The organism is Streptomyces sp. NPDC001732, from assembly GCF_053596315.1.
Window position 1 is genome coordinate 22,427 of record NZ_JBSFFY010000064.1, and the last position, 11,177, is coordinate 33,603.

Annotated in this window: 12 protein-coding genes; 3 read left to right on the forward strand and 9 right to left on the reverse strand. The window is 70.6% G+C overall.

Going from position 1 to position 11,177, the window contains the following annotated elements:
- Positions 1-12: 12 nt before the first annotated feature.
- Positions 13-288, reverse strand: a complete 276-nt coding sequence (locus ACWCXX_RS34080) for a glutaredoxin family protein (protein ID WP_388990117.1) — start codon at positions 286-288, stop codon at positions 13-15.
- Between the two features lie 135 nt (positions 289-423).
- On the opposite strand from ACWCXX_RS34080, the gene ACWCXX_RS34085 reads away from it, so the two are divergent.
- The 3 genes from ACWCXX_RS34085 (at position 424) to ACWCXX_RS34095 (ending at position 4,035) form a co-directional block, all read left to right on the forward strand.
- Entirely contained in the window at positions 424-1,389 is a 966-nt protein-coding gene (locus tag ACWCXX_RS34085; RefSeq protein WP_451134092.1) for an HAD family hydrolase, read from the forward strand.
- Positions 1,390-1,737: 348 nt separating this feature from the next.
- Positions 1,738-2,514: an ECF subfamily RNA polymerase sigma factor, BldN family gene (locus tag ACWCXX_RS34090; RefSeq protein WP_451134094.1), complete on the forward strand. Its 777-nt coding sequence runs from the start codon at positions 1,738-1,740 to the stop codon at positions 2,512-2,514.
- 327 nt (positions 2,515-2,841) lie between these two features.
- Positions 2,842-4,035: a DUF5667 domain-containing protein gene (locus tag ACWCXX_RS34095; protein ID WP_451134096.1), complete on the forward strand. Its 1,194-nt coding sequence runs from the start codon at positions 2,842-2,844 to the stop codon at positions 4,033-4,035.
- Between the two features lie 132 nt (positions 4,036-4,167).
- Here the strand turns inward: ACWCXX_RS34095 and ACWCXX_RS34100 are convergent, their stop codons facing one another.
- From ACWCXX_RS34100 to ACWCXX_RS34135, 8 genes are all read right to left on the reverse strand, one after another.
- Positions 4,168-5,241: a lysophospholipid acyltransferase family protein gene (locus tag ACWCXX_RS34100; RefSeq protein WP_451134098.1), complete on the reverse strand. Its 1,074-nt coding sequence runs from the start codon at positions 5,239-5,241 to the stop codon at positions 4,168-4,170.
- A gap of 15 nt (positions 5,242-5,256) precedes the next feature.
- Entirely contained in the window at positions 5,257-6,351 is a 1,095-nt protein-coding gene (locus ACWCXX_RS34105; protein ID WP_451134100.1) for an NAD-dependent epimerase/dehydratase family protein, read from the reverse strand.
- Between the two features lie 177 nt (positions 6,352-6,528).
- Entirely contained in the window at positions 6,529-6,627 is a 99-nt protein-coding gene (locus ACWCXX_RS34110) for a 30S ribosomal protein bS22 (RefSeq protein WP_003948845.1), read from the reverse strand.
- A 110-nt stretch (positions 6,628-6,737) separates the two neighbouring features.
- Complete coding sequence (locus ACWCXX_RS34115) at positions 6,738-6,950, reverse strand: helix-turn-helix domain-containing protein (RefSeq protein ID WP_014046653.1); 213 nt, start codon at positions 6,948-6,950, stop codon at positions 6,738-6,740.
- A 128-nt stretch (positions 6,951-7,078) separates the two neighbouring features.
- Entirely contained in the window at positions 7,079-7,894 is an 816-nt protein-coding gene (locus ACWCXX_RS34120) for a phosphatase (RefSeq protein WP_451134102.1), read from the reverse strand.
- Between the two features lie 121 nt (positions 7,895-8,015).
- Positions 8,016-9,188 (reverse strand): acetoin utilization protein AcuC, encoded by a 1,173-nt coding sequence (locus tag ACWCXX_RS34125; RefSeq protein WP_451134104.1) that lies wholly within the window; start codon positions 9,186-9,188, stop codon positions 8,016-8,018.
- On the reverse strand, positions 9,157-10,371 hold the full coding sequence (locus ACWCXX_RS34130) for an MFS transporter (RefSeq protein WP_451134106.1): 1,215 nt from the start codon (positions 10,369-10,371) through the stop codon (positions 9,157-9,159). The genes ACWCXX_RS34125 and ACWCXX_RS34130 overlap by 32 nt, the downstream gene beginning before the upstream one ends.
- Positions 10,372-10,413: 42 nt before the next feature.
- Positions 10,414-11,058 (reverse strand): HAD family hydrolase, encoded by a 645-nt coding sequence (locus ACWCXX_RS34135; RefSeq protein WP_451134108.1) that lies wholly within the window; start codon positions 11,056-11,058, stop codon positions 10,414-10,416.
- Between the last annotated feature and the right edge of the window lie 119 nt (positions 11,059-11,177).

Here is an 11,177-nt window from a genome sequence, read left to right on the forward strand (position 1 = left end):
AACCGGCTTCGCTCAGGAAAGCAGTGCCCCGCGCAGCCTCGCCGGGTCCACCCGCCAGAACGTGTGCTGCTCGCCGTCGACGAGGACGACCGGGATCTGCTCCCAGTACGCTCGGTGCAGCTCCTCGTCCTGAGTGATGTCCTTCTCCTCCCAGGACGCGCCGGTCTCCTCGCAGACCTCGCGCACCACCCGCCTCGCGTCGTCGCACAGGTGACACCCGGGCTTCCCCACCAGGGTCACCGTCCGCTGCTCGGGCTTCTTCTTCGTACGTCGCAACAAGGGGCTCATGCCTTCATTCTGCGCCGCGCCCGAAACCGCCCCGGCACCCCGGTGTCACCCGGTCGCCGCACACGCGGCCAGTAGTTCACGCCGCGGCATCCCGGCAGGTCCGGAAGGGGCGAACCGACTGGTTATGCTCACGGCATGGCCGCTCTTGGATGGCTCACCCCCCGTAGGCGCCCCGCGACAGCACGGAGCGTGCTGGCCGGCGAGGCGGCAGCCGAGGCAGCACGGAAATCCACCCTCCCCGAGGACCTGCCCCCGGACACCGGGCAGGACGCCGCCGCGCGCACGGAGCCGGCCGAGGCTCCCGCGGAGGAGCCCTTCCCCGTCGCCGGTGACGACCGGGCCGCCGCCTTCTTCGACCTGGACAACACCGTGATGCAGGGCGCGGCGCTCTTCCACTTCGGCCGCGGCCTGTACAAGCGGAAGTTCTTCCAGCGCCGCGAGCTGACCCGGTTCGCCTGGCAGCAGGCATGGTTCCGGCTGGCCGGCGTCGAGGACCCGGACCACATGCAGGACGCCCGCGACAGCGCCCTGTCCATCGTCAAGGGCCACCGCGTCTCCGAGCTGATGTCCATCGGCGAGGAGATCTACGACGAGTACATGGCCGACCGCATCTGGCCCGGCACCCGCGCCCTCGCCCAGGCCCACCTCGACGCCGGCCAGCGGGTCTGGCTGGTCACCGCCGCCCCGGTGGAGACCGCCACGATCATCGCCCGCCGGCTCGGCCTGACCGGTGCGCTCGGCACGGTCGCCGAGTCCGTCGACGGCGTCTACACCGGCCGCCTGGTCGGCGAGCCGCTGCACGGCCCCGCGAAGGCCGAGGCCGTGCGCGCCCTGGCGGCCGCCGAGGACCTGGACCTGGCCCGCTGCGCGGCGTACAGCGATTCGCACAACGACATCCCGATGCTGTCCCTGGTCGGACACCCGTACGCGATCAACCCCGACGCCAAGCTCCGCAAGCACGCCCGCGCGCTCGACTGGCGCCTGCGGGACTACCGGACGGGCCGCAAGGCGGTCAAGGTCGGCATCCCCGCCGCGGCCGGCGTCGGCGCCCTCGCGGGCGGCACCGCCGCCGCCGTCGCCCTGCACCGCCGCCGTCGCTGAAGCGCCCGCCCCGCCCCGCGGGCGCCGAGCCACGCCCGGCCCCGGCGGCCGACCGCGACCTCTTGCCCACCGACCGCTCCCGCCAGTCGGATTGCTCGCACCCGGCCACAACCAGTCGCGCCCGTGACCAGATACCGAAGCAATCCGATCAATAACCGGTCACGATGTGCCACTTAATGCGTCGCTTAGTGGTTACGGAAGCGACGTAATCGATGATTTGAGCAACTGGGTGTAGCACTGCCTGTACGAAGCGTTATTCTCCTCAGACGCATTCCGGAACCCCTCCCTCACTACGACGAGTGAGGGTTTCGCACTGCACGTGATGGAAGCTCTGCCTCTGGGAGTCCCGTGTACCCACACGTCGGGGTTGACGCCTCGGGCCTGGCTACGCTGCGCGCAACGGTCGCCGACCGGCTGCGCGGCTTCGTCCCCACCGCGTACGCCGTACCCGCATTCGCCACCCCTGCACCTGTCGGCCCTTGCTACGCCATGGCCGAACGCGGTGCGGCGGTCGGAAGACGCGGCAACCGCGGCGCGACGACCACGTCCACCGTCCGCCGACCGACCGCCGACAGCGACAGCGCGCGCATGATGGAGCTCGTCGAGCGCGCCCAGGCCGGCGAGGCCGAGGCGTTCGGCCGCCTCTACGACCAGTACAGCGACACCGTCTACCGCTACATCTACTACCGCGTGGGGGGCAAGGCGACGGCGGAGGACCTCACCAGCGAGACCTTCCTGCGTGCCCTGCGCCGCATCTCCACGTTCACCTGGCAGGGCCGCGACTTCGGCGCCTGGCTCGTCACCATCGCCCGCAACCTGGTCGCCGACCACTTCAAGTCCAGCCGCTTCCGGCTGGAGGTGACCACCGGTGAGATGCTCGACGCCAACGAGGTCGAGCGCAGCCCCGAGGACTCCGTCCTGGAGTCCCTCTCCAACGCCGCACTGCTGCAGGCCGTGCGCCGACTCAACCCCCAGCAGCAGGAGTGCGTGACCCTGCGCTTCCTGCAGGGCCTCTCGGTCGCCGAGACCGCCCGGGTCATGGGCAAGAACGAGGGCGCGATCAAGACCCTGCAGTACCGCGCCGTCCGCACCCTGGCCCGGCTCCTCCCGGACGACGCCCGCTGACCCCACCCCGAACAACGCCCGACGACACCTGACGACGCTCGACGAACCACACAGAACGAGCCCGAATCCCGCTGAATCGCGCAGAACCTCGCCGAATCGCGCTGAATCCCGCCCGCCGAACACACTCGGCGACTCACCCGTCACACACTGGTCCGATCACCCTTCGTGCGTAACCCAAGTGCCGCGCCCCTCGTTGTGCCGGTTGCAGGCCCCCTGTCGTCACCCCCTGTCCGCCGACACTCACTCATTAGTGTGGAAGCGCTCAAGGTGTGCAACCTTTCGGACCCCCAGGGGAGTCGACCGTCATGACGAGAGGAGGTGCCGCCAGTGATCGCAAACGTTTCGGCACACCGGCGGGCGAACGCCTTCGCCCAGGCCCTGGAGGAGCAGTCGCTCCCCGGGGCAACGGCCGAACAGCCCGCGGACCCGGCCGAACAGGCCGACCACGGACCGCTGTTGGCCCTGGCGAACGGCCTCGGTGAGGTACCGCGGCCGGAGTTGGACCCCGAGGTCAAAGTGGTGCAGCGAGCCCAGCTCGTCGCCGCCATGGAAGCCATGCTCACCGAGGGCGGTGCGTCCGCGGGCCCTACGGTGCCCGAACAGCGCACGAAGGGAGCCCACCGGGCCTCCCCGCTCCGGAAGTTGCGTCCGCGTTCACGCTGGACGAAGGGCCTCGCGGCCGGCGGACTCACCGTCGGTGTGGCGGCGGGCGCCTTCGGCGGAGTGGCCGCTGCCAGTTCCGACGCCCTCCCGGGTGACTCGCTGTACGGGCTCAAGCGCGGCATGGAAGACCTCCACCTCGGCATGGCCAGCGGCGACACCGACCGCGGCAAGGTCTACCTCGACCAGGCCTCGACCCGGCTCAACGAGGCCCGTCGGCTGATGGAGCGCACCCGCTCCGGCGACCTGGACCACGAACAGCTCGGCGAGATCAGGCGCACGCTCAGCGGCATGACGCACGACGCCACCGAGGGCCACCGCCTCCTCAGCTCCGTCTACCAGCGGGACGGCGCCATCGGCCCCATCCAGGCCCTCGACTCCTTCTCCCGCTCGCACCGCGAGAGCTGGAGCAGCCTGCGCGACCGGCTGCCCGTACAGCTCACGGACATCGGCGACGAGGTCAGCTCGGTCTTCGACGCCATAGACGAAGAGATCGAGCCGCTGCAGTCACTGCTGCCCCGCACCTCGGACAGCGGCGACGACACACAGCGGCCCGACAGCACGGAACGGGGCACGGGCCCCTCGCGCACGGACACCTCCACCGCCCCCTCCTCGCCGGAAGCCTCCCGGGGCCGTACGGACGGCAGCGCCACGCCCCACCCGTCCGGATCGGGCAGCACCTCCTCCGACGGCCTGATCTCCGGCGGCACGGACGGCATCTTCGGCACCCCGCCCCCGGGCATCGACCCGTCCTCCGACAGCCGGGCCGACCTCCCGCCCGCCCCGGACGTGACCCTGCCCCCGCTCCTCCCCGGCCTGCTCCCCGGCCTGGGGATCAACGGCGAGAACACCAACGGCTAGCGCGCACCGCTCACGAAACGACGCATCGGTCGCCGGACGGCCCGAACCCGCCCGGCGACCGATGCCGCATGTGCACAGCCCCCCTCGGAAGAACCCCTCAGGCCGGGAAAACCCCTCGGGCCGGGAAAACCCTCAGAAGAACACCGAGCGCCGCTGCACCAGCAGCTTGTACAGCGTGTGCTGGATCTGCTCCCGCACCTGATCCGTCAGGTTGAACATCAGCATCGGGTCTTCCGCCGCCTCCACCGGATACCCGCTCGTGGAGATCGGCTCCCCGAACTGGATCGTCCACTTCGTCGGCAGCGGTACCGCCCCGAGCGGCCCGAGCCAGGGGAACGTCGGCGTGATCGGGAAGTACGGGAATCCCAGCAGCCGCGCCAGCGTCTTCGAGTTGCCGATCATCGGGTAGATCTCCTCCGCCCCCACGATCGAGCACGGCACGATCGGCACGCCCGCCCGCAGCGCCGTGGAAACGAAACCGCCCCGCCCGAACCGCTGGAGCTTGTACCGCTCCCCGAAGGGCTTCCCGATGCCCTTGAACCCCTCCGGCATCACCCCGACGAGCTCGCCCCGCCGCAGCAGCCGCTCCGCGTCCTCCGAACAGGCCAGCGTGTGCCCCGCCTTGCGGGCCAGCTCGTTCACCACCGGCAGCATGAAGACGAGATCGGCGGCGAGCAGCCGCAGATGCCGGTCCGCCGGGTGGTTGTCGTGCACGGCGACCTGGAGCATCAGCCCGTCGAGCGGCAACGTCCCCGAATGGTTGGACACGATCAGCGCCCCGCCCTCGGAGGGGATGTTCTCGATGCCCTTCACCTCGACCCTGAAGTACTTCTCGTACACCGGCCGGAGCAATGACATCAGGACCTGGTCGGTCAGCTCCTCGTCGTACCCGAACTCGTCGACGTCGTACTCGCCGGTGACCCGGCGCCGCAAGAACGCGAGCCCGCCCGCGATCCGCCGCTCCCAGCCGTCGCGCTCGTCGTCCTGCGCGGGCTGCCCGAACCCCTCGGGGCCGGGCTCCTCCTGCGGCTGCGGGACGTCCTGGTGGCCCGGCAGGGCGCTCACGGCCGCCGTCCCGACCGTGGGGGCCGCCGAGGGCCCCTGACCCCGCCCGGCGCCCGCCGAGGACCGGCGCCGCGCGGCCCGCGACGAACCGCCCGCCCGCGAACGGTCGTCGTCGAACGGAATGACCTTGGCATCCGCCATCGTCGGTGCGCTCCTCTACCTGGCGCCGGGGACCGGCGCGGTGTCGTCGGCCCCGGTGGTCCCCGGGACATCGCCGTTCGTCCCGGCGAACGGCACGGTGGCCAGCGCGTCGACCGCCCTGCCCACCGTCCCCGGCGGCAGCAGGCCCGGACCCTGACTGCGCGCGAACTCCGCGAACGTCTCCGCGGTGCTGAACCGGGGGTGGAAGCCGAGGGTCTCGCGCATCTGGACGGTGGAGACCACCCGGCCGTGGGTGAGCAGCCGGATCTGCTCCGGCGAGAAGTCCGTCATGCCGACCGTGCGCAGCGCCTGACCCACCCAGGTGACCGCGGGCAGCAGCAACGGCACCGTCGGCCGCCCCAGCCGCCGCGAGCACTGCGAGAGCAGCAGCACGCCGTCCCCGGCGATGTTGAACGTGCCGCTGTTCAGCGTCCCGCGCCTCGGCTCGCGCGAGGCGGTGCCCAGGACGTCCACGACATCGTCCTCGTGCACGAACTGGAGCCTCGGGTCGTACCCGAACACCGTCGGCAGCACGGGCAGCGCGAGGTAGTCGGCGAGCGGCGAGTCCGCCTGCGGCCCCAGGATGTTCGCGAACCTGAGCACGCACACGGCGACGTCCGGCCGACGGCGCGCGAAGCCCCGTACGTACCCCTCGACCTCCACCACGTCCTTGGCGAAGCCCCCGCTGGGCAGGGACTTGGGCGGGGTCGTCTCGGTGAAGACCGCCGGGTCGCGGGGCGCCGAGCCGTACACGTTCGTACTCGACTTGACGACCAGCCGACGCACGCTCGGCGACTTCTGGCAGGCCCCGAGCAACTGCATGGTGCCGATGACGTTGGTCTCCTTGACCGTCGTCCGGCCCCCCGTGCCGACCGCCTTCGCCGAGACGTCCAGGTGCACCACCGTGTCGACGGCATGCTCGGCGAGGACCCTGGCGATCGCGGGCTGGCGGATGTCCGCCGGCACGAAATCGGCGTCGCCCAACGAATGTCCGGGCGCCACCGCGTCGACGGCGATCACCCGGTCCACTTCCGGATCACGCTGGATGCGCCGCACGAAACGACCCCCCAGCTGCCGGGCCGCTCCCGTGACCAGCACGACCTTCCCCAAGATCCGCGCCTTCCGTCCAAAGGTTTCCCTGGCCGTCACCGTAGCGGGTGGACGCCGCCCCGTGACGACCGCACGGCGGCCTTCTCCGGCACTTGGTCCGAATGCGGCTGCCCACGACGCGCCGCAGCCCTCCCGCCGGGGTGGCGGGAGGGCTGCGGAATCACGAACTGCGTTCGCCTACTTCTTGTTGCGACGCTGAACGCGCGTGCGCTTGAGCAGCTTGCGGTGCTTCTTCTTGGCCATCCGCTTGCGCCGCTTCTTGATAACAGAGCCCACGACTACCCTCGCTCACTTCTTCTTCACTGGTGCGGGGCGTCTGGGCCCACACGACCTACGTCGGCCTAGCCTACCCGCCAGCGCGTGAGGGGCGTAATCCGAGGTGAACCTCAGGCGGACTCCACCCCCACAAAGGACTCGCGGAGATACTCGTGAACCGCTTGCTCCGGAACCCGGAAGGACCTGCCCACCCGAATTGCCGGCAGATGACCGCTGTGCACCAAGCGGTACACGGTCATCTTCGACACTCTCATGACCGAGGCGACTTCCGCCACAGTCAGAAACTTGACCTCGTTGAGAGGCCTCTCGCTGCCAGCAGCCATGACCCACCTGTACCTTCCGCACGAGACGCGCACCGGCTTCCCCTCCGGTGACTCTTCGTCGTTGTGCGCTCACTCCCCAGATTAGGGGCGGGTGATGCGAGTGGGGAAGAGGAGAGCCGATCGGCCGCCTACTGTGACAGACACGCCCGATTGAGTACATAGCGCGTGAGCGGCCGGTAGTAGGCCGAGCGAACGGCGTCGTCGAGCGGCACCGCGACCGCGACCCGCCCCTCGGCCTCCCCGACGAACAGCGCGGGGTCGTCCGTGTCCGCGAGCCCGATCGCCTCGATGCCCAGCTGACCTGCCCCGCAGACCCAGCCGTGGTCCCCGACGACCAGCTCCGGCAGCAGCCCGCCCCCCTCCGCCGCCGCGTCCAGGACCACCCTGACCGGCAACGGCGAATGGGAGTGTGCGCCGGTGTCACCGCCGGGGAGCCGCACGCCGGGTTCGCGCACCATCGCGACTCCCCGTACGTAGTCGAGGCTGAACGTACGTACACCGAACCGGGTCGTTATGTCGATACATCGCCCCTGCGCGGGAGTGAGTACGGAGCACCCGGCCGCCGACATGGCGTCTGCCAGCGCTGCGTAGAAACCGAGCAGCCGGTGCGGATGACCGGTCCCGAACAGCACCGGCGCCCGCCGGGCCGCGGCATCCGCGAGCCGCTCCGCGAAGGCGTCCAGACCTGCCAGGGTCCGCTCCGGATCGATCACATCAGGACCCGACACATGGGCAGGATCGGCCGAAACCCCGCACTTGTCGGCCATGAGACGAAGAAGTTCGTGCTCTTCCCATCCCTTCCGGGGATGGAGACCGAGCGTCACCCTCGGGTCCCGGGCCACGAAGAGCCGATAGCTCCGCAGGCTCGCCTCCCGCGAGGTGGCCACGGGCCCGGCCAGCCGGGCCGCCAGCAGATGCGCGCGCAGCGCTCCGGTGCTCAACACCCCACGATGCTCCCCCAATCACCCGGACGGGGGGCCGGAAGCCCGGCCACGCCCCACAGTTGGCGCAACCATTCCTCGCCACCGTGACGGAACCGGCCACACCACGGCCGTCCCGCCCCTCTCAGGTCAGCAGCCCCCGCAACGGGAACACCGCCCGCCGCGTCGCCAGCACCGCCTGGTCCAGCCGGTCCGCGGGGTCGTACCCCTCCTCCCACGACTTCCAGGAGGGGGTGCGCCCGTCCGTCATCCGGCCCGGCCCCAACTGCCGGGTCCGGGCGTAGACCTCGTCCCGCCACGACGACGGAATCACCGTCTCCGGGTCCACCGGCGCGTGCGCGGCGATCCCCACCAGATGCGTCCAGGACCGCGGCACCACGTCGACCACCGCGTAACCGCCTCCGCCGAGCGCCAGCCAGCGCCCGTCCTGCGTGTACTCGTGGGCGAGGTCGTGACAGGCCGACATCACAGCCCGCTGCGCGTCCAGCGACACCGCGAGGTGGGCGAGCGGATCCTCGAAGTGCGTATCGGCCCCGTGCTGGCTCACCACCACCTGCGGCCGGAAGTCCGCCAGCAGCTCCGGCACCACGGCGTGGAACGCCCGCAGCCACCCCGCGTCGCCCGTACCGGCCGGCAGCGCCACGTTGACCGCACTGCCCTCACCCGCACCGGAGCCGGTCTCCTCCGGCCAGCCGGTCTGCGGGAACAGCGTCCGCGGGTGCTCGTGCAGCGAAACGGTCAGGACCCGCGGGTCCTCCCAGAAGGCCGCCTGCACCCCGTCGCCGTGGTGCACGTCCACATCGATGTACGCGACCCGTTCGGCGCCCAGCTCCAGCATCCGCGCGATGGCGAGCGCCGCGTCGTTGTAGATGCAGAACCCGGCCGCACCGCCCGGCATGGCGTGGTGCAGTCCGCCCGAGAAGTTCACCGCGTGCGCGGTCTCCCCGCGCCACACCGCCTCGGCCGCTGCCACCGACTGCCCGGCGATCAGCGCCGACGCCTCGTGCATCCCCGCGAACGCCGGGTCGTCCACCGTCCCGATCCCGTAGCGCTGATCGGCCCGCTTCGGGTCATCGGACGCGGCACGCACCGCGGCCACGTAGTCCTCGCGATGCACCAGCCGCAGCGTGGAGTCCCCGGCGGCCTTGGCCGCCACCACGTCCACCGCGCCGTCGAGCCCGAGCGCCCGGACCAGCCCCATGGTCAGGGCGAGCCTGACGGGGTCCATCGGGTGGCTCTCCCCGAAGTCGTATCCCGTTACTGCGTCATCCCACATCAGCTGTGCGCGGCCGCTCATGCCCGCCACCGTATCGGGCGGGCTCCGCCCCGAACGACTTGGCGTGCACCAGCATCGCGAGCACCAGCACCATCGGTACGAGCATGGCCCCCCGGTAGCTCCAGGCGTCCCCGATCGCCCCCACCAGCGGCGAGCCCACCAGGAATCCCACGTAGTTGAAGACGTTCAGCCGCGCGATCGCCGTGTCGCTCGCCCCGGGGAACATCCGCCCGGCGGCGGCGAACGTCTGCGGCACGATCACGCACAGCCCGAGCCCCAGCATGGTGAACCCGAGCATCCCGGTCCACGTCCCGCCCGCCGCGGCCACCACACCGAAGCCCGCGGCGGCCAGCACGCTCCCGGCCCGCACCACGGCCACCGCCCCGAACCGCCGCACCCCCAAGTCCCCGACGGACCGCCCCAGCAGCGTCGTCACCATGTAGACGTTGTACGGAACGGTCGACATCTGTTCCGAGCTGCCCAGCACGTCCTGGAGGTACTTGGCACTCCAGTTGGAGACCGTCGAGTCCCCGATGTACGCGAAGCTCATCACCAGACAGAGCGGCAGCAGCAGCTTGAAGGAGACCGGGACCGCCCCCTTGCCCTGCGCCTGCCCCGGGTCCGTCGTCCCCTTCTCCGTCGACACGCCCTCGGTGTACCACCGGCTCCCGACGAACGCGGCGGGCAGCAGCACGACCACCGCCGGCAGGTACGAGACCAGCAGCGAGAGGTCCCAGTGGGCCCCCGCCCACGCCATGGACGCCCCGGCGATCCCGCCCAGGCTGTACGCGGCGTGGAACCCCAGCATGATCGAGCGCCCGTACGCCCGCTGGAGGCTGACTCCCATCATGTTCATGGAGGCGTCGAGCGCCCCGACGGCGATCCCGAACACTCCCAGCGCCAGGGCCGCTTCCCACAGCTCGGTGCCGGCGCCGGCGCCGAGCAGGGCGAGCATCACGACGGGCTGCGCACACCTCAGTACGACCCCGGGCCGTACCCGCACGACCACCTTCTCGGTGACCACGCTGCCCACCCCGGCCAGGATGGGCACTGCGGCGAGGAACACGGGCAACAGCCCGTCGGATATCCCGTACCGGCCCTGGATGGCGGGAATCCGGGTCACCAGCAGGGCGAAAGTGACCCCTTGCACGAAGAAACTCAACGTGAGGGAAGCCCGGCCGTGCCGCAAGCGAGCATCTGTCATGGCCGCGAGCGTAAGGCCCGTCTCTACTCATGGGTAGATGAATCAGGCGAGCAATTCCCGGAGTTGGCTCATGTCGGAGAAGTGCCCGGTCACGCCGGTGAGCCGGTCCGCCGGCATCATCGAGGTGAACCCGTACACGTCCATGCCCGCGGCCCTGGCCGCCTCCACTCCGAGCGGGCTGTCCTCGATGACGACGCACCGTTCGGGGCGGACCCCCATCCGCTCGGCGGCGTGCAGGAACAGATCGGGCGCCGGCTTGCCCCGCCCCACGTCCTCCGCACTGAAGATCCACTCCTCCTCGAACCACTGGTCGAGCCCGGTCTTCCGGTGTCCGACCCTGATCCGCTCGTGGCTGCCGGAGGATGCGACGCAGTACGGAATCCCGTCGGCGACGAGCTTCCCCAACAGGTCGTCGACGCCCGGTACCGGTTCCAGCTCCTGCTGGAACGCGGCGAAAACCCGCGAGTAAAACGTCGCGTCGAAGTCCACGGGCAGCTTCTCCCCGGCCCTTTCCTCGACGAGGTCGTGCACTCGGTGCATGGCCGCCCCCATGTAGTCGCGGAGGCTCTCCTGGTACGAAGTGAGATGGCCGAGCTCGGTCAGGTACTCGGCCAGGATGGTATTGGAGATCGGCTCGCTGTCCACGAGCACGCCGTCATTGTCGAAGATGACCAGTTCGTAGCGCATGGTTCGAGAGTAGACGCCGAAACGCAGAAAAGCCCCGTGCCGCAAGGGCACGGGGCTCTCCCAAAAGGAGTCCGGCGGCGTCCTACTCTCCCACAGGGTCCCCCCTGCAGTACCATCGG